This is a genomic window from Micromonospora sp. NBRC 107095 (genome assembly GCF_030269705.1).
GTDB classification, from domain to species: Bacteria; Actinomycetota; Actinomycetes; order Mycobacteriales; family Micromonosporaceae; genus Micromonospora; species Micromonospora parva.
Map to the genome: position 1 here is coordinate 987,934 of NZ_BSTU01000001.1, position 20,461 is coordinate 1,008,394.

17 protein-coding genes and 2 pseudogenes are annotated in these 20,461 nt (G+C 73.0%); 5 read left to right on the plus strand and 14 right to left on the minus strand.

All coding sequences use genetic code 11. From position 1 onward, the window contains the following. Positions 1-19: 19 nt before the first annotated feature. The gene (locus QSK15_RS04730; RefSeq protein WP_030329021.1) at positions 20-397 is read left to right on the plus strand and encodes a DUF742 domain-containing protein; all 378 of its coding nucleotides are present in this window, start codon (positions 20-22) and stop codon (positions 395-397) included. A gap of 1 nt (position 398) precedes the next feature. Beyond that, a complete protein-coding gene (locus QSK15_RS04735; RefSeq protein ID WP_007455465.1) occupies positions 399-992 on the plus strand; it encodes a GTP-binding protein in 594 nt (197 codons plus the stop codon). A gap of 239 nt (positions 993-1,231) precedes the next feature. Here the strand turns inward: QSK15_RS04735 and QSK15_RS32585 are convergent. The 3 genes and pseudogenes from QSK15_RS32585 to QSK15_RS04745 all read right to left on the minus strand — a co-directional run. Beyond that, positions 1,232-1,702: pseudogene (locus tag QSK15_RS32585) on the minus strand (transposase); the annotation flags it as partial. 291 nt (positions 1,703-1,993) lie between these two features. Continuing rightward, positions 1,994-3,703 (minus strand): annotated as a pseudogene (locus QSK15_RS04740) (transposase); the annotation flags it as partial. 39 nt (positions 3,704-3,742) lie between these two features. Next, the gene (locus QSK15_RS04745) at positions 3,743-4,699 is read right to left on the minus strand and encodes a SatS C-terminal domain-containing protein (RefSeq protein WP_285793049.1); all 957 of its coding nucleotides are present in this window, start codon (positions 4,697-4,699) and stop codon (positions 3,743-3,745) included. A 159-nt stretch (positions 4,700-4,858) separates the two neighbouring features. Here QSK15_RS04745 and QSK15_RS04750 point away from each other — a divergent pair, with 159 nt between their 5' ends. Continuing rightward, on the plus strand, positions 4,859-5,197 hold the full coding sequence (locus QSK15_RS04750; RefSeq protein WP_285793050.1) for a PadR family transcriptional regulator: 339 nt from the start codon (positions 4,859-4,861) through the stop codon (positions 5,195-5,197). Between the two features lie 22 nt (positions 5,198-5,219). On the opposite strand, the gene QSK15_RS04755 is transcribed toward QSK15_RS04750, so the two are convergent. The 10 genes from QSK15_RS04755 to deoC form a co-directional block, all read right to left on the minus strand. Next, entirely contained in the window at positions 5,220-5,891 is a 672-nt protein-coding gene (locus tag QSK15_RS04755; RefSeq protein WP_285793051.1) for a permease prefix domain 1-containing protein, read from the minus strand. Positions 5,892-5,959: 68 nt separating this feature from the next. Beyond that, positions 5,960-7,732 (minus strand): thiol reductant ABC exporter subunit CydC, encoded by a 1,773-nt coding sequence (gene cydC / locus QSK15_RS04760; RefSeq protein ID WP_352232161.1) that lies wholly within the window; start codon positions 7,730-7,732, stop codon positions 5,960-5,962. After that, positions 7,729-9,405, minus strand: a complete 1,677-nt coding sequence (gene cydD / locus QSK15_RS04765; RefSeq protein ID WP_285793052.1) for a thiol reductant ABC exporter subunit CydD — start codon at positions 9,403-9,405, stop codon at positions 7,729-7,731. The genes cydC and cydD overlap by 4 nt, the downstream gene beginning before the upstream one ends. Further along, entirely contained in the window at positions 9,402-10,409 is a 1,008-nt protein-coding gene (locus QSK15_RS04770) for a cytochrome d ubiquinol oxidase subunit II (RefSeq protein ID WP_285793053.1), read from the minus strand. The genes cydD and QSK15_RS04770 overlap by 4 nt, the downstream gene beginning before the upstream one ends. Before the next feature lie 17 nt (positions 10,410-10,426). Beyond that, entirely contained in the window at positions 10,427-11,680 is a 1,254-nt protein-coding gene (locus QSK15_RS04775) for a cytochrome ubiquinol oxidase subunit I (RefSeq protein WP_285793054.1), read from the minus strand. Between the two features lie 284 nt (positions 11,681-11,964). Then, positions 11,965-12,870 (minus strand): M56 family metallopeptidase, encoded by a 906-nt coding sequence (locus QSK15_RS04780; protein WP_279515128.1) that lies wholly within the window; start codon positions 12,868-12,870, stop codon positions 11,965-11,967. Between the two features lie 10 nt (positions 12,871-12,880). Beyond that, entirely contained in the window at positions 12,881-13,354 is a 474-nt protein-coding gene (locus tag QSK15_RS04785) for a BlaI/MecI/CopY family transcriptional regulator (protein WP_285793055.1), read from the minus strand. Positions 13,355-13,876: 522 nt separating this feature from the next. After that, positions 13,877-14,701: an aldehyde dehydrogenase family protein gene (locus QSK15_RS04790; RefSeq protein ID WP_285793056.1), complete on the minus strand. Its 825-nt coding sequence runs from the start codon at positions 14,699-14,701 to the stop codon at positions 13,877-13,879. Next, a complete protein-coding gene (locus QSK15_RS04795; protein WP_285793057.1) occupies positions 14,694-16,124 on the minus strand; it encodes an aldehyde dehydrogenase family protein in 1,431 nt (476 codons plus the stop codon). The genes QSK15_RS04790 and QSK15_RS04795 overlap by 8 nt, the downstream gene beginning before the upstream one ends. 6 nt (positions 16,125-16,130) lie before the next feature. After that, positions 16,131-17,090 (minus strand): deoxyribose-phosphate aldolase, encoded by a 960-nt coding sequence (gene deoC / locus QSK15_RS04800; protein WP_285793058.1) that lies wholly within the window; start codon positions 17,088-17,090, stop codon positions 16,131-16,133. Positions 17,091-17,213: 123 nt separating this feature from the next. On the opposite strand from deoC, the gene upp reads away from it, so the two are divergent. Further along, positions 17,214-17,846, plus strand: a complete 633-nt coding sequence (upp, locus tag QSK15_RS04805; protein WP_285793059.1) for a uracil phosphoribosyltransferase — start codon at positions 17,214-17,216, stop codon at positions 17,844-17,846. Between the two features lie 72 nt (positions 17,847-17,918). After that, positions 17,919-18,596: a GOLPH3/VPS74 family protein gene (locus tag QSK15_RS04810; protein WP_285793060.1), complete on the plus strand. Its 678-nt coding sequence runs from the start codon at positions 17,919-17,921 to the stop codon at positions 18,594-18,596. Between the two features lie 149 nt (positions 18,597-18,745). On the opposite strand, the gene QSK15_RS04815 is transcribed toward QSK15_RS04810, so the two are convergent. Then, entirely contained in the window at positions 18,746-20,413 is a 1,668-nt protein-coding gene (locus tag QSK15_RS04815) for a phospho-sugar mutase (protein WP_285793061.1), read from the minus strand. Between the last annotated feature and the right edge of the window lie 48 nt (positions 20,414-20,461).

Here is a 20,461-nt window from a genome sequence, read left to right on the forward strand (position 1 = left end):
GAAGGAGGTGAGCGGCGAGATGGCCGATCGTGACGAACCGACCGGAGCGTTGGTCCGTCCATACGCCGTGACCCGTGGTCGCACCCGTCCCCGGCTCGACATCGCGCTGGAGGCGCTCGTCGAGACGACGGTGCGCGGCCGGGCCGCTGCCAATGGCAACGGCGGCCAGGGCCGCGAACACCAGTACATCGCCGCGCTGTGTGACGGACGCGTGCAGTCGCTCGCGGAGATCGCGGCGCGGATGCAGCTCCCGCTCGGTGTGGCCCGGGTGCTCATCGCCGACATGGCGACGGACGGCCTGGTCGCGGTCCACGAGCCGACCATTTTGGACGACTCCGACGACGCGGTGGGCACTGAACTGCTGGAGAGGGTGCTGAGTGGACTTCGCAGGCTCTGACATGTCGCACCGCCCGCCGAACCCGAGCGGCCGCGTGACGTCGGCGAAGATCGTTATCGCCGGTGGATTCGGCGTCGGCAAGACGACGCTGGTCGGCTCGGTCTCGGAGATCACGCCGCTGACCACCGAGGCCATCATGACCTCCGCTGGCGTGGGCGTCGACGACACCCGGCAGGTGCCGGGCAAGACGACGACCACGGTGGCCATGGACTTCGGCCGGATCTCGATCGACCGTGACCTGATCCTGTACCTGTTCGGTACGCCGGGTCAGACCCGTTTCTGGTTCATGTGGGACGAACTGGTGCGGGGTGCGATCGGTGCGGTCGTGCTGGTGGACACTCGCCGGCTGGCCGACTGCTTCGCGGCGATCGACTTCTTCGAGCACCGACGCCTGCCGTACCTGGTGGCGATCAACTGCTTCGACGGGATGCAGTACCACGACCCGCAGGACGTCCGGGACGCCTTGGCGATCTCGAGCGACGTGCCGGTGGTGGCCTGCGACGCCCGTAACCGGGAGTCGACGAAGCACGTGCTGATCTCGCTGGTCGAGTACGTGCTGACCATGCGCCGTACGCGCGCTGTCGCCCCGGCCTGATCGCGGCGCTGCACGCCCCGGTGGTGGCTCCGGCCGCCATCGGGCGTAGCACCCTGCCCGCCGCGTCACCGTACGCCACGCCGCCTCCTTGACGACCGTGGAAGCTCTCCGCCCCTACCTGGTGCGGCTGGGGGTCTTCGGTGGTCGAGGAGGCGGCGTCGTCGTGTCCGGGGTTCTCCGGCAGACACGCAAGCGCCCTCAGTCAGCTGACTGAGGGCGCTTGCGCATGGTGACCAGGATCAGGACTGGTAGCCCGCCGAACGGTACTCGTACTCGCGGTCATCGTCGCGGTCCCCGTGGTCGCGGCTGAAGTCCCAGCCGCCGGCCGCCTCACGACCGGGCCGACCGCCCACCGCGAAACCGCCGATCTCCTGACCACGACGCCAACCACGGAAGTAGCCGGTCGTGTTCTCAGCGAGGCTTGCCGCATCACGCACTATCCGCAATGGGCGCTCCTCGCGCAGCGGGGAACCCGGCACCAGGTTGGCCTGCGGCACACGCTTCGGTAGCCCGGCGTTGGTCTCGGCGCCCACCGCCGGGCGGGCGGCCTGCTCCGCGGCCTGCCAACCGGTGTCGGCGGTGGTCGACCAGTCCAGGTCGGACTCGTCAGCGTGCCCGACGAACCAGGCAGACTTGGCCTGCGCGAAGATCAACAGGTCGCCGTCGCCCTCGTCGGCGACCGGCGGCGGCCGGTGCTCCATCGGCGGCGGCCGGTGCTCGACCGGGGGAGCCGGCCGGTGCTCGGGGGCACGCTCGGTACGGGGGGCCGCCCGGCCGTTGCGGGCGGCCTGCTCGCGGTCGACCAGGCGCAGCGGCGGCGTCTCCAGGTGCTGCTCCGAGGCAGGGTTGAGCCCTTCGCGCAGCGCCCGGTCGGCCAGCGGCGGCGGCTCCACCAACCGCAGCATCGGCGGCTCCGGTGGCAGGTCGTCCGCCAGCCAGGGCGGGGTGACGCGACCGTCGGCCCGGCCCGGGTCGGTCGGGGCGTCCACCCGGCTTCCGCCGTACGGGTAGGCCACCGGGTTGTTCGGTGAACTGTCGGACGGGTCCTCCGGGTTGTTGACCAGCGGCCAGTTGGCGCGGGAGCCGGGCGGTGCCGCCGGCTCCTGCCCCGGCCGGGGGGTCGGCACCGGAATGCTGAGGTCGGTGGCGCTGAAGCCGCCGGTGGGTGGCTCGTCGACCGGCCGTTGCAGGTGGCTCGGCCGGGGCTCGCCGTTGGTCTTGGGGCGGGGCGGAATGACAGTGCGCTGCCGTTCGGCCCGCGCGTTGTTGATCGCGGCGGTGGTCAGCGTCGGCCGGAACGGCTCGCCGGCCTCGGCCGGAGGCACCGTGCCGCGCTGTGCCGGCGCGATCGGGGTGATCCCGGGCGGCGGGGGCGGCGGTGCGGAGACCGGTCGGTTCGTCGGGCCGTCGATCCGGCTGGAGGTCGACTCGGTACGGCTGGGCAGCGTGGACGACGGCGGACCAGCCATCGCCGCCGGAGCCATCGGTGCGGGGGCGACCGGAGGGGGCGTGACCGGTGCCGGGGCGACCGGTGGCGGCCCGAGCGGGCGGGGCGACGCCAGCGGCGCGTTACCGGGGACCGGCTCGGGGCGGCTGCGCCGCCCGGCGGGTGCCGGTTCGGCGGCTGGCGGGGTGGGTCGGACCGACCGGAGTCCGGCATTGGCGCCGGAGAGGCCGGTCAGACCGGCGTTGGTGCCGGCCAGGCCGGTCAGACCGGCGTTGGTGCCGGCCAGGCCGGTCAGCTCACCGACGGATTCGCCACGACGGGCAGCGGCCCGGCGGCCGGGCGCCTGAACCGGCGTGCTGACCCGTGAGCTGAGCGCGCTGACCAACGCCTCGCACCCGGCGTCGCAGGCCCGGACGGAGGCGACGGCCTGGCGGACCGTCTCGGCCACCGCGGACGTGAGGGCCCGGTTGACCGCAGCGCGTCGGGGGGTCTCGGAGATGGCGACCCGCAGGGCGGTGACCGCTTCGTTGATCTCATCGGCGTCGGCGACCCCGTCGGCGGCGAGGTGCGCCGCGATGGCATCCGCCGCGACCGACACCTCGCGGCCCCGGGCCACGGTGCCGCCGAGCATGCCCGGCTCGGGCAGCGCGTCCAGCACGGCCAGCGAGACCGGCTCGGCCGGGTCCGGGTAGGCGCGCAGGGCCGCCGGGTAGAGCTCCCGCAGAACCTCGCGCAGCGCCACGGCGGCGGAGTGTCGACCACTGGCCAGCGCGGCGTGCGCCGAGAGCACCTGCTTGTAGCCGGCGAGGTCCCGGGGTGCCGGCAGGGTGACGGCGGAGAGCGCCCCCGCCTGCAACGCGCGGGCCAGGCCGACCGCCCGTCGTTCGGCCGGAGGCGACTGCATCTCCTCAAGGGAATCGTCATCGGCGAACCGCTCGGCGAAGTCGTCCACCGAGTCGTCGTCGGCGATCGCCAGGGGCCGCCCGGCCGCGCTCAGCAGCGAGGTGACCGTGTGGTCGTCGCTGTCGGCGGCGATGGCCGCACCGCTCGGCCCGCCCGACCGCTCCACGAGCAGCGCGACGAGCTGGGCGTAGCCAGCGGCGTCATCGCTGATCTCGCAGACATGCAGCAGACGGCCTGCGTCGTCGACCACAGCGGACGTCAGCGTCGAGCCGGCGGAGGCCGGTCGGTCAGCCGGATCCGCCGAGGCCAGACCGCAGTAAACGCGCACGAGCGCCACGGCGTCGTCCTCCTCCCGGGACAGGTCTTTCCTCTGCCAGCAACTGATGCTCCCCGGTACGGGTCAGTCGCGCCAGTCCACCACCGCAGAGATCTTGCCGACAATGGTGCGCCAACCCAAACTCGCGGTCTGCGCGCCGATCTTCTTCAGCCGTCGGCGACCCATGAACGCGCCGATCCCACCGTTGGCCGTGGCGCGCAGCGCCTCGTCCAGGTCGTCGAGGCTGGAGCCGGCGGAGAGCATGTCGAGTACCGCAGGCAGCCGCAATGCGTACGAGAGGTCACGCGCGACCTCGCCGGCCTCGATCAGCAGGGTCGAATCCCACGTGTCGTGCCCGCCGCGCAGGTTCTCCACGACCAGGTCGAGCTCGTAGGTGTCCTCGTCGAGCGGAGCGATATCTGCCGGCTCCACCCGTTCGGACAATTCATTCCAGCTGTCCAGTTGGGACAGATCGTTGGGCGCACCGGATCGGATGAAACTGACCAGCGACTCGGGGGTCTTGAACAGCAGCAGCTTGCCCTGGTGGCTGAGGAAGACCGGCACCTCCTCGTCGTTCTCCTCGTCCGCGACGGCCTCGTCCGAGTCGTCGTCGGAGTCGGCGGCGACGCCGTCCCGGCGGCGCTTGGCGTCCTCGTCGTCGTCCTCGGCGGCGAACTCCTGGGCCAGCTCCTCGTCGAGGATGACGACGGTCTCGTCGTCCTCCTCCTCCTCGATCGCCTGGCGGCGGGCGAGGAACGGGTCGTCCTGGTCGCGCTCGGTCACGTCGGTCGGGGTCAGCGAGCTGGCCGGCCGGTACGCCCGCAGCGTGAAGCCGGTGCCGGCGGGCAGGGCGATCTCCACTGGGTCGATGCGCAGCTCGTCCCAGAGTGAACGATCGATCGACGCCGACGGGCGGTCGGTCTCCTCGGTCTCGTCTGGCTGGGCCGCGCCGGTGGTGTCGTCGAGCTCGGGCTCGTCGGCGTCGGGCCGTTGGGGCGACTGGCGGGCCACGCTGACCTCCGTGTGCTTCGGGTTGCCCACCCACCGGGTCTCCTACCGGCGAGTGACTCTGGGCACATACCCTAGTCGGCGGCCCTGGGTGACCGGTGCCCGCACCCCGGTGGCCGGCCGACGCACGGGTCCGACCTGCTGGTGGTCACCGCTGGCGAAGCGGCCGTCTGACAAGTAGCGTAGCTACGTATGAAGGCCCAGGCGCTGCACGGCCATCTCGACGCTCTGCTGCTCGCCGTGCTCGAACAGGGCGCGCTGCACGGCTACGCGATCATCGAGGCGCTGCGGGCCCGCAGTGACGGCAGTCTGGACCTACCCACCGGCACCATCTATCCGGCGCTGCGCCGGCTGGAACGGGCCGGCCACGTGGCGAGCACCTGGAGCACTGTCAGCGGCCGGGAACGCCGGACGTACCAGCTCACCGACTCGGGCCGGCGGGCGCTGGCCGGGGAGCGCGCCGGCTGGCGCGAGTTCCAACTGACCGTCGGCCGGTTCCTCGACCCCGACAGCCCGCCCACCCCGGCCTGACCCGCCCCGGTCCGGTCGCCGATCAGCGGATGGCCAGCAGCCAGCCGCGCGCCGCGCGGGTCAGCGAGAAGTAACCGCCGCCCACCAACACCAATCCGATGATCATCGGGGGCCACTGCAGCGCCGCGTCAAAGAGGTTGAGGGACCAGGCGAAGAGCGCGGAGCCGGCCACCATGCCGAGGATCAGGACGGCGGTCAGGCCGGCGCCCACCGCACGCTGCGCCAAAGCCAGGCCCGGCCGCGACGCCCGCGTGCTCGCCCGGACCACCAGCAGACCGGCCACCGAGAGCAGCAACGCGCTCATCCAGATCCAGTCGACCGAGCTGGCGAGCAGCAGGTAGCCGCCCGGCGGGCGGGGCCCGCCACTCCAGCTCGACCCGCGCCAGGTCAGATCGCCGGCGACCACCCCCACCCCGGCGATCGCCAGCATCCGTAGGGAGAGCCCGCGCAGGGCGCCCACCGCCAGCTCGGCCTGCCAGGAGGGGAGCAGCTGCGCCGGTGAGCCGAACTCGACCACCGCCCGGCGCTGCGCCTCGGTCGGTGGCACCCCGCTCTCCCGGTACGCCTCGACGGCGTCCAGCAGCCCGTGCCGGGCCTCGGTCAGCAGGTCGGACTTGAGTCGCGCCGGCCCCTGCAATCGAGCGGCCAGCTCCCGCAGGTGCTCGTCGACCATCACGTCCTCACCGCGCGCCATGGCACCACCCTGCCACGGAGCCCGACGCGTCGACGTCCGGGAGAACCCTGGTCCGCCCCGGAGTCGGGTCAGGGGGCGAGCGCCAGGTAACCGCGTTCGGCGGCGGTCTGTAGCAGCCACTGGTCCCGGTACCAGCCCGGGGCGGCCACCAGTTCGGCGTGTCGACCGCGCTGGATCACCCGGCCCCCGTCGAGCACCACGATCTCGTCCAGCTCGGCCAGCCCGCTGAGCCGGTGGGTGATCAGCAGCACCGAGTGCCCGGCGGGGGTGGCGGCGAGGGCGGACGCGAGCACCGCATCTGCGGCGGTCGGGTCCAGACCCTCGGTGGGTTCGTCGAGCACCAGCACCGGCGGCGCGGCGAGCAGGGCCCGGGCGAGCGCCAGTCGCTGCCGCTGCCCGCCGGAGAGCTGGCCGCCCTCCTCGCCGACCACTGTGTCCCAGCCGGCCGGCTGGGCCTGGACCCAGTCCAGCAGACCGGCGGCGGCGGTGGCGGCGGTCAGCTCCTCCTCGCCGGCCGCAGGACGTCCGAGCAGCAGGTTCTCCCGCACCGTGGCGTGGAAGACGTACGCCTCGGCCAGCAGCCCGCCGACCGCGCGGGGAAGCGCCTCCTCGGCGTACGCCGAAAGGTCGTGACCGTCGAGGGTGACCCGGCCGGACGCGGGCGCGACGGTGCCGGTCAGCACGGCGGCCAGTGTGCTCTTGCCGGCGCCGCTCGGGCCGACGACCGCGATGCGGCGTCCCGCCGGCAGGTCCAGGCTGACGCCGTCCAGGGCGGGTGCCGCGCCGGCCCGGTACCGCACTGTCACGTCGACGAAGCGCAGCTCGTGCGGGCCGGTCAGGTCGGTACGGCCGGTCACGGGTGGCGCGGTCGGCGGCTCCGCGTCGAGCAGGTCGGCCACCCGGGTCAGGCCGGGCCGCAGCTGCGTCCACTGCCGGGCCGCCGTGACCAGCGCCAGCGTCACCTCGACGGCGGCCAGCGTGCCGACGGCCAGGACCCCCACCAGCACCCCCGGCACGTCGGCGGCGAGGGCGGCAAGCACCACCGCCGCGGCGGTCGCGCCGGCGGTGAGCACGCCGGCCGCGTCCACCGCGAAACCGGTGGCGGCCAGCCGACGTTCCAGCCGGGCCAGCCGGTGGGCGCGCTGCTCTGCGGCGCGCAGCGCGCCCTCGGTCGCCCCGAATGCGGCCAGGTCGGCGGCACCGTGCGTGAGGTCGATCGCGTCCGTGGCCAGTGCGCCCCGCAGCGGGGCCACCTCGGCCGCGCTGCGGCGGGTGATCGCGGTGGCCAGTGCGGGCAGCGCCACCCCGGCGACCAGCAGCCCGACGGCGAGCGCGCCGGCGGCCGGTACGGAGATCAGCGCCGCCACGGCGACCGCCAGCACACCGACCACCGCCGCCGCCGAAGCGGGGACCAGCACCCGCAGCAACAGGTCCTGGACGGCCTCCACGTCGGAGACCAGGCGGCTCAGCACGTCCCCCGAGCGGTGCGTGGCACCTCGGCGGGCCGCCAGGGTGGCGAAGACCCGGGCGCGGACGTCGGTGATCATGCGAAGCACCGCGTCGTGGCCGGCGAGCCGTTCGGTGTAGCGGAACACGCCCCGGCTGATGGCCAGCGCCCGGACCGCGACGATCGCCACGGTGAGCCGGTCCAGCGGAGGCTGACCGGCGGCGCTCATCAGCAGCCAGGTGGCGGTGGCCATCAGGGCGAGCCCGGCGAACTCGGTGGCGGCCGCCAGCAGCCCGGCCCCGACGAGCCGACCCAGGTACGGCCGGGCCAGTCGCAGCACGGCCCGCTCGGCGGCGACCCGGCCGGTCGAGGCCGGCTCGCGTTGCCCGCTCATCGGGTGACCCTCCCGGTCGGCTCGGGCGTCAACTCGGTGACCCGACCGTCCTCGACGCGCAGGATCCGGTCGGCGTCGGCCAGCAACGCCGGTCGGTGCGCGACCAGTACAGCGGTCCGCCCGGCGACAAGGCGACGGGTGGCGTCGAGCACCACCGCCTCGGCCGCGCTGTCGAGCCGGGCGGTGGGTTCGTCGAGCAGCACCACCGGGGCGGCCCGGAGGAACGCCCGGGCCAGTGCCACCCGCTGCCGCTGCCCGCTGGACAACCCGTGACCGCGTTCACCGAGCACTGTGTCCAGGCCGTCGGGCAGGCCGGCCACCACGTCGTCCAGGGCGGCGTCGTGCACCGCGGCGGCGAGGACGTCGGCCGGGGTGTCGGCCGCGCCGAGGCGGATGTTGTCGGCCAGCGAGGTGGCGAAGAGGTGCGCCCGCTGCGGCACCCAGGCGAGTTGCCGGCGCCAGGCGTCAGTGTCGACGGTGGCGAGGTCGACCCCGTCCACGGTGATCCGGCCGCTGGTCGGTGCCACGAAGCCGAGTAGCAGGCCGAGCAGTGTGCTCTTGCCGGCGCCGCTGGGCCCGATGATGGCGATCCGCTCGCCGGGCCGGATGGTCAGTGTCACGTCGCGTAGCGCGGTGGTCCGCTCGTACGCCACTGTCACCGCCTCGAACCGGATCTCGGCCCGCGCGTCCGGGGTGGCGGCGCCTTCGGCGGCCCGGGGCGTGGCGGGTGCGGCGGAGAGCGTCAACGCCTCGTCCAGCGCGGTCAGCCCTTCCATGCTGGCGTGGAAGCGGCTACCGGCGGCCCGCAGCGGCAGGTACGCCTCCGGGGTCAGCAGCAGCACCAGCAGCGCGGTCTGCAGGGCCAGCCCGCCGCCGAGCAGGCGGATGCCGACCGGCACCGCCACCAGCGCCACCGAGAGGGTGGCGACCAGTTCCAGCACCAGCGCGGAGAGGAAGGCGATCCGCAGCGTCTTCATGGTGGCGACGCGGTGACCGTCGGCCATCCGGCGTACCACGTCGGTCTGTGCCCTTGCCCGTCCGAACGCCCGCAGGGTGGGCAGCCCGGCCACCATGTCCAGGAAGTGCCCGCCGAGCAACGCGAGTCGCCGCCACTGCCGTTCGGTGGCGGCCTGCGCCTGCCAGCCGAGCAACGCTCCGAAGACCGGGATCAGCGGCAGCGTCAGCGCGATGATCACCGCCGAGCTCCAGTCGGCGAAGACGACCCGGGCCAGCACCGCCAGCGGCACCGTCACGCTGAGCACCAGTTGCGGCAGGTAGCCGGTGAAGTACGCGTCCAGGGCGTCCAATCCGCGCCCGGCCAGCGTGGCGATCTCACCGGCCCGCTGCCCGGCCACCCAGCCGGGCCCGTGCCGGCCCACCGCGCCGAGCAGGTCGGCCCGCAGCGTGGCCTTGACCGTGGCGGCGACCCGCGCGGAGATCGTGCCCTGCGCCCAGACCAGGGCGGAACGGGCGGCGACCGTGACCACGAATCCGGCCAGCGCCGGTCGGTCCAGCCGGCCGTCGATCGCGGTGGCCAGCACCGACGCGAGCGCGGTGGCCTGCGCCACGATCAACCCGGCGGCCAGCACGCCCAGGAGCGCGAGCACAGCGAGATCGCCCCGGGCCGCGGGGACCCGGCGCAGCAGACGCGGGTCGAACGGACGGCGGCTCACCAGTACACCGGTGCCCTGCCGTCGGTTCTTCCTCGGAAAACCCACCAGCACATCGCCTGGAAGCCTAGTAGGGCCGGAAGTAGCGGCAGCGCCACCCAGCCCAGCAGCCGCAGGGTCGGCGCGCTGGCGGCGGCGTCGGCCACCCGCAACGAGGCGTCCGGGTCGGTCGTGGACACCAGCACGTAGGGCCAGAGAGCGGCTCCGACCAGCACCACCGGCAGCGCCAGGGCCGCGCCGGTGGCGACCACCGCCCACCCCGGCCGCTGCCGGGCCAGCGCCGCGCGGGCCGCCAGCAGCGCCGCCACGAGCAACACCGGCAGGAGTACGGCCACCGCCGGTTGCTGCACGGCGTCACGTACCCGGGCGGAGAGCAGGCCCACGACGGTGGCCACGGCGACCGCGGTGAGCGCCACGGGCACCAGCCGGCGGGCCGTACGGCCCGCCTCGGCGGCGGCCCCGGCGGAGAGGCGCAGACTGAGGAAGGTCGCACCGTGCGCCGCGACCACCGTGACCATGGCGATCCCGGCGGCGGCCGCGAACGGGGTGGCCAGGTGGGTCACCCCGGCGACGTGCCCGTCGCTCCGCAGTGGCACGCCCTGCAACAGCGCGGCGAGCAGCGCGCCCCAGCCCAGCGCGGCGAGGGCGCTCCCGGTCATCACGACGCGGTCCCAGCGGGCGCGACCGCGCTCGCTGCCGGGCCGACTGCGCAACTGCACTCCGACGGTGACCAGGATGACGCCGACCAGGGCGCCCACGACGGCCGGATAGCAGCCGGCCAGCAACTCGCCCTCCAGCAGAGGGAACGCGCCGAAGAGGATGCCCACGGTGGCCACCAGCCAGACCTCGTTGCCGAGGAAGAACGGCCCGAGGGCGGTGAGCGTCTCGCGCCGCCCGGCCGGGCCGACGCCGCGGGCGAGCAGCAGTCCGACGCCGTAGTCGTAGCCGGCGAGCACCAGGTAGGTGGCGAAGAAGAGGCCGAGCACTGCGTACCAGGCGAGGTCCACGATCTACTCCTCGGTGCTCAGATGAGGGCGGGTTCGGGGTGGGCGGGCTCGCTGGGCGGTGCCGGTGGGCGTCCGAGCGCCGGGTCGGCCGCGCCGCGTCTGGCGTGTCGGACGAGCAGCACCCAGTTGGTGACGGCGAGAGTGCCCAGCAGCAGGCTGAACCCGATCAGCGAGGTGAGCATCAGCGGTGCGCTGACCGGCGAGACGGCCTGCTCGGTGGGGAGCAGCCCGTACGCCACCCAGGGTTGCCGGCCGACCTCCCGGGAGATCCAACCGAGGATCACCGCGACGAACGGCAGCGGCAGGCCGATCAGGATCAGCCAGAGCGGAAAGCGCAGTCGGATGATCCAGTCCCGGTAGAGCAGGGGCAGCAGGAGCCAGACGCAACCCAGGGTGAAGCCGATCAGAATCATGAAGCCCAGTCCGACACTGGCGAGCGCGGGCGGGGTGTAGTCACCGGGGCCGAACCGCGTGGTCCACTCGGCGATCAGCGCCCGGCTCTCGGGGCTGTCGCCGCCGAACTTGGTCGGCTGCACCGAGCCGACCGGGCCGAACTGGGCGAAACCGAAGCCCTGCACCATCGTGATGGCCAGCGCCGCGGTGACCAGGCCGATCCGGAGCGAGGTGCGGAAGAGCGCGAAGTCGGGGGTACGCCGGATCAGGTGCCCGGCGCTGACCGCCGCCATCAGCATCCCGCCGACCAGCAGCGCCGCCGAGATCACGTGCCCGAGGGCCATGCCGAGGCTGGGGTTGGTGAGCAGCGCACCGAAGTCGGTGAGGTGGGCGATCCCGTCGCGGACCTCGTAACCGACCGGGTTCTGCAGCCAGGAGTTGGCCACCATGATCCAGAACGCGGACGCGTACGCGGTGATCGCCACGCCCCAGAGCAGCGCGAGGTGCACGCCCTTGCCGAGTCGGTGCCAGCCGAAGATCCACATCCCGAGGAACGTGGACTCCAGGAAGAACGCCACCAGCGTCTCGATGGCCAGGGGCGCGCCGAAGACGTTGCCGACGTAGCGCGACAGACCGCTCCAGTTCAGCCCGAACTGGAACTCCATCACGATGCCGGTGGCGATGCCGAGCACGTAGTTGATCACGTAGAGCTGGCCCCAGTAGCGCGTCAGCCGCTCCCACTTCGGGTTGCCGGTGAGCACCCAGGCGGTCTGCATGCCGACCAGCAGGGTGACCAGCCCGAGCGTGACGACGACGAACAGGAAGTGGATCGAGGTGGTGGTGGCGAACTGCAGGCGGGCGAGGAGCAGGGTGTCCATGACCAGCCCTCCATAGCTGTTGGCTCCCTTGTCGTAGCCACCCTACACGTAGGCTGGCTACATGTAAGCCCTACTACGCCTGGTCGTAGACAAGTCTACGACAAAGCGTAGTAGATGTGAGATCGAGAGAAGATCGCGCTGGAACCTGGTTGTGATGGCCTCGTGGACCCTCGGATGCCACTCGATCCTGGATCGAGCACGATCTTGCGGTGCCCTGCGGATGCCGGCCTGACGTGGGCGGGCCCGGTGGGTGTCAGCCTGACCGTGGGCGGGCCCTGCGGGTGTCAGCTCAGGAAGAGCGTCACCGGGAGGGCGACCAGCATGGTGGCGACCGCGAGGGCGGTGGCACCGAGCACCCGGGGCGGCCGGTCACTGACCAGCAGGCGCTGCATCCGTACGTCGAGATCCCGGTCGCCAACGCCCAGCGCGCCGGCCGGGGTGATCCGGTGCCCGGCGGCGGCGAACTGGCGCAGCGCCCCCGCCAGCGGGGCCTCGGCGTGCAGCTCGCGGGCCTTGTCGTCGGCCCGCATCTCGACCAGCAGAGCGACCCGCTCGTGCGCGTCGCGCACCCAGCCGAACCACGGCAGCGCCCGGCACAGCGCGGTGAACGGCAGCAGCACCAGGTCGTGCCGCTCGTTGGCGTGCGCCCGCTCGTGGCTGAGCACCGCGGCCAACTCGGCCCGGTCCAACAGGCTCAGCGTGCCGGCGCTGACCACCACCTGCGGCTTCACCCCCGGCAGGCAGTACGCGGCAGCGCTCGGATGATCCAACACCAGCGCGCCCGGCGCGGCCGGGTCGTTGCGGGCGACCAGGGAGAGCAGATCCCGGTGTCGGCGCTGGGCGCGTACGGTGCCGTGGATGCTGCGCACTGTCGTCGTGACCAGCACCGCCCCGATGCCGAAGCCCACCCCGACGCCGGCCAGCTCGAAGGTGCCCACCCCGATCGGTAGGGCGCCATGGGCGAGGTCGTCGGCCAGGGCGAGCAGTGCCGACCCGGTCGGCCGGTCGTACGCGCTCAGCCCGAGCGCCATCGGCAGGCCCATCGCCGAGAGGCCCAGCGCCAGCCCGACGGCCTGCCAGCAGACGATCGCCACCCGAGGGCTGCGCCACGTCCAGGTCGAGCGGGACAGCACCTGGGCGGTCAGATAACAGGCCAGCATCGTGGCGGCGAAGTGCACGGCGTACGCCATGGCCTGCGCCCTACCGCTCCGCTGCCTCGCCGGCGGGGCGTCGGCCCGCCGGCCCGTCCAGCCGATCGGTCAGCGCGTCGGCGCCGCCCGTGTCGCCACCGGTGGAACCCGGCCCGGTCAGGCCGGCCTCACTGCCCAGGGCGGCCCGCAGGACCTCGGCCTCGGTGCCGGTCACCGAGCGGGCGAACCGCACCAGCGCGGCGTCCCGGCTGCCACCCAGGTCGAGGGCGTCGAGCATGAGCTGGGCGATGTGCGCCTCGCGGCTGGCCGCCGGCCGGTACCGCCAGGCCCGCCCCTCCCGCTCCCGCTGCACCATGCCCTTGCCGGCGAGCCGGTCCAGCACTGTCATCACAGTGGTGTAGGCCAGCTCGCGGCCGTCGAGCGCGTCGGCCACCTCGCGCACGGTCACTCCGTCCGACGTGCCCGGGACCACGTCCCACAGCACGTCCATCACCGCACGCTCAAGATCGCCCAACCGAGTCACGAATCAATCCTACCCCCGGTAGTAGACCCCCCACCGACCCGAGCCTCAACCCCACCCCACCCCCACTCGACCCCACACATGATCATGAGGTTGACCGGGTGGCGCGACACCAAACATCCCGTCAACCCCATGATCACCGACCGAGGCCGGACGGACCGGCGCAAGACCCCCGCAAGACCCGCGCCCGCGCTTTACGCCCTCATGATCCAGACAAGAACAGGGATGTTGCTGCCTCAGCCGCTCCCGAGACAGCAACATCCCGGAACTTGCGCGGATCTTGGGGCGGGGTGGCGCGGGACGGGGTGGCGCGGGCGGAGCGGCGTGACGTGGGGCGAGCGTGGCGGTGGGGGCCCGGGCGGACACCGTTGACCGGCAACCCGACCCGAGGCAGCACCCGCAAGCTGACCCACCCGACGGACCGGGCCCACGTCAGGTTTCCGGGGGAGCCCGCCCACGCAGGGATCAAGCCTGACCGCCCGGAGTGGGCGGGCTCCCCCGGAAAACCCAAAGGCCGAGGACGAATCACACCCCCTTGGGATGCCAGACCGTCTTCGTCTCCAGCAGCGCGGTCATCCGGGCCAGGCCCGGGTCGGCGAACCAGTCCGCCTCACCGGACGCCGGTCGGAGCACCCGCTTGAGGTTCTCCGCCGCCTTGACCTCCAGGTCGGTGGCGAGCGAGGCGTCGGTGACCCCGGTCAGGTCGATCGCGTTGACGTCCAGGTGCGCCGCCAGCGTCGGTGCGGTCTCGGTGATCGCGCCGGTGAGGATGTTGACCACCCCGCCGGGCAGGTCGGAGGTGGCCAGCACCTCGGCCAGCGTCACCGCCGCCAGGGGTTCGGACGGCGACGCCGCCACCACCACCGTGTTGCCGGTGACGATCGCCGGTGCGATCACACTGACCAGGCCGAGCAGGGCCGGCCGCTCCGGGGCGACCACAGCGACCACCCCGGTCGGCTCGGGTGCGGAGATGTTGAAGTACGGGCCGGCGACCGGGTTGGCGCCCCCGTACACCTGGGCGAGCTTGTCGGCCCAGCCGGCGTACCAGACCCAGCGGTCCACTGCCGCGTCCACCTCGTCTCCGGGGATGCCCAGGGCGACGAACTGCTCGCGGCGGCCCTCCAGCATCTCGGCGGCCCGGTAGAGGATCTGACCCCTGTTGTACGCGGTCGCGCCGGCCCAGCCCTTCACGGCGGCGCGGGCGGCGACCACCGCGTCCCGGGCGTCCTTGCGGGAGGCCAGTGACACATTCGAGGACTGCACGAGATACGACCGTCCCGACTCGCTGCGCGGGAACTTCCCGCCGATGAAGAGCTTGTACGTCTTGCGTACCGCGACCCGCTCAGACATTGAGGTAACCCTCCAGCCCGTGCCGGCCGCCCTCGCGACCGTAGCCCGACTCCTTGTACCCACCGAACGGCGAGGTGGGGTCGAACTTGTTGAAGGTGTTGGCCCAGACCACGCCGGCGCGCAGCCGGTCGGCCATCCACAGGATCCGGGAACCCTTGTCGGTCCAGATCCCGGCCGACAACCCGTACGGCGTGTTGTTGGCCTTCTCGACGGCCTCGGCCGGGGTGCGGAAGGTGAGCACCGACAGCACCGGGCCGAAGATCTCCTCGCGGGCGATCCGGTGTGCCTGGGTGACGCCGGTGAAGATGGTCGGCGCGAACCAGAAGCCCCGGTCGGGCAGCTCACACGGCGGCGACCAGCGCTCGGCGCCCTCGGCGGAGCCGGCGTCGGACAGCTCGCGGATCCGCTCCAGTTGGGCGGCCGAGTTGATCGCGCCGACGTCGGTGTTCTTGTCCAGCGGGTCACCGACCCGGAGCTGGGCCATCCGCCGCTTCAGCGACTCCAGCACCCGGTCCGCCACGTTTTCCTGGACCAGCAGTCGGGAGCCGGCGCAGCAGACGTGCCCCTGGTTGAAGAAGATGCCGTTCACGATGCCCTCGACGGCCTGGTCGATCGGGGCGTCGTCGAAGACGATGTTGGCGGCCTTGCCACCCAGTTCCAGGGTGAGCTTCTTGCGGGTGCCGGCGACCGACCGGGCGATGGCCCGACCCACGTCGGTGGAGCCGGTGAAGGCGACCTTGTCCACGCCGGGGTGCTCCACCAGCGCGCGACCGGTGTCGCCGGCGCCGGTGAGGATGTTGACCACGCCGGCCGGCAGGTCGGCCTGCTGGCAGATCTCGGCGAAGAGCAGCGCGGTCAACGGGGTGGTCTCGGCCGGCTTCAGCACCACGGTGTTGCCGGCGGCGAGCGCCGGGGCGATCTTCCAGGCCAGCATGAGCAGCGGGAAGTTCCACGGGATGACCTGCGCGGCCACCCCGATCGGCTGCGGGTTCGGCCCGAAGCCGGCGTGACCCAGCTTGTCCGCCCAGCCGGCGTAGTAGAAGAAGTGCGCGGCGACCAGCGGCAGGTCGACGTCCCGGCTCTCCCGGATCGGCTTGCCGTTGTCCAGCGACTCCAGCACGGCCAGCTCGCGGGAGCGCTCCTGGATGAGCCGGGCGATCCGGTACAGGTACTTCGCCCGGTCCCGGCCGGGCATCGGACCCCAGACCTTGTCGTACGCCTTGCGGGCGGCGCGTACCGCGCGCTCCACGTCCTGAGCGCCGGCCTCGGCGATCTCGGCCAGCACCTCCTCCGAGGCGGGGTTGATCGACTTGAAGCTGCCACCGTCGGTCGGGTCGACGAACGTGCCGTCGATGAACAGCCCGTACGAGGGCTTGAGGTCCACCACCGAGCGGGACTCGGGGGCGGGGGCGTATTCGAACATCGGCTATCAGTCCAGGGTGAAGTAGTCGGGACCGGAGTAGGTGCCGGTCGTCAGCTTGGTGCGCTGCATCAGCAGGTCGTTGAGCAGGCTGGACGCGCCGAAGCGGAACCAGTCCGGGTCGAGCCAGTCCGCGCCGACGGTCTCGTTGACCATCACCAGGTACTTGATCGCGTCCTTGGTGGTCTTGATGCCACCGGCCGGCTTCACGCCCACCTGCCGACCGGTCGCCGCGCGGAAGTCGCGGACCGCTTCGAGCATCACCAGGGTCACCGGCATCGTCGCCGCGACCGGGACCTTGCCGGTGGAGGTCTTGATGAAGTCGCCGCCGGCCAGCATGGCCAGCCAGGAGGCCCGCCGCACGTTGTCGTAGGTGGCCAGCTCGCCGGTCTCCAGGATCACCTTGAGGTGGGCGTCACCGGAGGCTTCCTTGGTGGCCACGATCTCGTCGTAGACCTCCTTGTACCGCCCGGCCAGGAAGGCGCCCCGGTTGATCACCATGTCGATCTCGTCGGCGCCGGCCGCCACGGCGGCCCTGGTGTCGGCGAGCTTGATCTCCAGCGGGGCCTGGCCCGACGGAAAGGCGGTCGCCACGCTGGCCAGGTGCACGCCGGACCCGGCGAGCACCTCGGCGACGTGAGGGACCATCGCCGGGTAGACGCAGACGGCGCCGACGTGCGGGCAGCTCGGGTCGGCCGGGTCGGGGCGCAACGCCTTCGCGGCGAGCGCACGCACCTTGCCGGGGGTGTCCGCCCCCTCCAGGGTGGTCAGGTCGACCATCCGGATCGCCAGGTCGATCGCCTGGGCCTTGGCGGTGGTCTTGATGGAGCGGGTGCCGAGCTGTGCCGCCCGCTGCTCCGCGCCGACCTGGTCCACGCCGGGCAGGCCGTGCAGGAAGGTCCGCAGAGCGGTCTCGGATCGTCCCAGCTCGGAGAGCTCCGACCGGGCCGACGTCGTTGTCGCCGTCATGCCGAGAAGTCTACGCACCGAAGCGCCGAGTGATCTTGGTCACGCAGGCGTCGGCGTGAGCGACATCGCCGGTCCGCCCGCACCCCCACCGGCACGTCGACCGGACCGGTAGGTTGAGCGATCGTGGACGTACACGTCATTGACCACCCGCTGGCCCAGTCCAGGTTGACCGCCATGCGGGACGCGCGCACCGATTCCTCGACGTTCCGGGCCGCGCTGCACGAACTGACCACCATGCTGGTGTACGAGGCGGCGCGCACCTTCCCCGTCGAGCGGTACCCGGTGCAGACGCCGGTCACCGGCACCGAGGGCACCCGGCTGGCCAATCCGCCGCTGCTGGTCCCGGTGCTGCGTGCCGGCCTGGGCATGGCGGACGCCGCGTTGGGCCTGCTGCCGGAGTCCTCGATGGGTTTCGTGGGCCTGGCCCGCGATGAGGTGACCTACGAGCCGCGCGCGTACATGGAGTCGTTGCCGCGCGACCTGACCGGGTTGCCGGTCCTGGTGCTCGACCCGATGCTGGCCACCGGCGGCTCGCTGGAGCACTCCTGTCGGCTGTTGGCCGAGCGCGGCTGCACCGACATCACCGTGCTCTGCGTGCTCGCCGCCCCGGTCGGCATCGAGCGGCTGGAGCGCTCCGGCCTGCCGTTGCGCCTGGTCACGGCCTCGATCGACGAAGGGCTCAACGACCGCATGTTCATCGTCCCCGGGCTCGGCGACGCCGGTGACCGTCAGTTCGGTGGCATGCCCCGCTTCTGAGGCGATACCCGGTCGGTACCGGGTTCGGCGGGTCCGTGCACGGGGTGCGCGGACCCGCTACCGTCTCCGGCCATGACTGGTGTTGCGCTCGCCGAGGAGTTGCTGCTCCTCGCCTACGACGACACGACCGGCAAGGCGACCATGCCGCGGATCAGCCTGGACCTGGGCATGGCCGCCGCGGTGCTGGTCGAGCTGGCCCTGGCCGGCCGGATCGCGTACGCCGACGGGGCGTTGACGGTGCTCGACCCGACGCCGACGGGCGAGCCGTTCAGCGACGACGTCCTCAGCCGGATCGCCGCCGACACCCCGCACACCCCGGCGTCCTGGGTGCAGCGCCTGCGGCACGGCCTACGCGACCGGATCCTCGCCGACCTGTGCCGGCAGGGCGTCGTCCGGGACGTGGACGAGACCGAGCTGGGCTTCATCCACGTGCACCGCTACCCGGTCGTGGACTCCTCCGTCGAGGCGGAGACCCGGCAGCGGCTGGCCGAGGCGCTGACCGGCGCGGCGGCCCCGGACGAGCGCACCGCCGCGCTGGCCACCCTGGTCGTGGTGCTCCGGATGGAGTCCGCGCTCGGGGTGAGCGGAGAGGCCGCCGCCGACGCCCGCCGCCGGCTGTCGGAGATCGCCACTGGCGCCGGGTTCTCCGGCGAGGTGAGGACCGACGACTCGGTGGTCCGCCCGTCGGTCGGCCTGGTCGTCGCCGCCCTGGCCACCGCCGTCGACCAGGCGCTCGGCCCGCGCCGCTGACGCCCGGACCGTCAGCGCGCCGCCGGGCGGCGGATCGGCCTGCATGACGTGCCCTTTGCTCTGCACCCGCGGAAGCGCCACCCGACCGTCCGTCGGTGGTGCCTGGGCGGGTGCAGAGCAAAGGCGGGCTGGTGGGTGGTGCCCTGGCCCTACAACCCGAGGGCGGCGGCGACCTCGGTGCGCAACCGCCCGACCGCCGCTTCGGCCCGGCTTCGTGCGGACGCGACATCACCGTCGGGCACCGGCTCCACCACCTCGAGGTACGCCTTGAGCTTCGGCTCGGTGCCGGACGGCCGGATCACCACTCGGGCCGACGCGGTGCGCAGGATCACCGCATCCGTCTCGGGCAGCAGGTCCTTGACGCTGTCCACCGACTGCCCGAGCAGCGTGGTCGGGGTGACCGCCCGGATCCGGGTCATCGCGTCGGCGATGATCCGCAGGTCGTCCACCCGGGCGGAGAGCTGGTCGGTGTGGTGCACGCCGAACTCGGCGGCCAGTTCGTCCAGCCGGTCGGTCAACGTCCGGCCCTGCGTCTTCAGGCCAGCGGCCAACTCCGCCACGGTCAGCGCGGCGGTGATGCCGTCCTTGTCCCGGACGTGTTCCGGGGCCACGCAGTAGCCGAGCGCCTCCTCGTACCCGAAGACCAGCGGCGCGCTCCCGCCGCCGGCCCGCACGATCCACTTGAAGCCGGTCAGCGTCTCGTCGTAGGGCAGGCCCCGGGCCGCGCACATCGCCCGCAGCAGGGACGACGACACGATCGTGGTGGCGTAGAGCCCGGTGACCCCCCGGCGCATCAGATGGTCGGCGAGCAGGACGCCCACCTCGTCGCCGCGCAGCATCCGCCAGCCGTGCCGGTCGTCGCGGACGACCACCGCGCACCGGTCGGCGTCCGGGTCGTTGGCGATGGCGAGGTCCGCGCCGGTGGAGTCGGCCAGGGCGATCAGCCGGTCCACCGCGCCCGGCTCCTCCGGGTTGGGGAACGACACGGTGGGGAACGCCGGGTCCGGCTCGGCCTGGTCGGGCACCACCCCGGGGGTCGGGAAACCAGCGCGGGCGAAGGCGGCGGTCAGCACCGCCGCGCCCACCCCGTGCAGCGGGGTGTACGCCACCGTCAGGTCCCGTGACCCGTCCGGGTCGATCACCGCGGTGGCCCGTTCGACGTACGAGGCGACCAGGTCGTCGCCGAGCACCTGACCGGGCTCGCCCAACGGCACCTGGGTCAGCGGCCCGACCGCCCGGATGGCCGCCTCGATTCCGGCGTCGGCGGGCGGCACGATCTGTGCCCCGGCGCCCAGCTCGCCACCCAGCTCCGCACCGAGATAGACCTTGTAGCCGTTGTCCTGCGGCGGGTTGTGGCTGGCCGTGACCATCACGCCGGCCACCGCACCCAGTTGACGCACCGCGTACGCCAGCACCGGGGTGGGCAGCGGGCGGGGCAGCAGCAGCGCCGGGCGGCCAGCGCCGGTGGCCACCTGGGCGGTGCGCTCGGCGAACTGCCGCGAGCCGTGCCGGGCGTCGTACCCGATCACCAGCGGGCCGGTGCCGCCCTGGGCCGCGACCCAGGTGACCAGGCCGGCAGCGGCCTGGGTGACCACGGCGAGGTTCATGCCGTTCGGGCCGGCGCGCAGTGGGCCGCGCAGGCCCGCCGTGCCGAAGGTCAGCGGGCCGGCGAACCGGTCGGCCAGCTCCGGCGCGCTCGCCGGCAGCCCGTCGAGCACCGCCGTCAGCTCGTCCCGGCTGGCCGGGTCGGGGTCGTCGGCCAGCCAGCGCCGGGCTTGTTCGCGAATGTCGTCGATGTCAGTGGTGTCCGCCGCCATGCCCCTTGATAGCACGGCGACGGATCATCCCTGTCGGTTCCCTCCGGC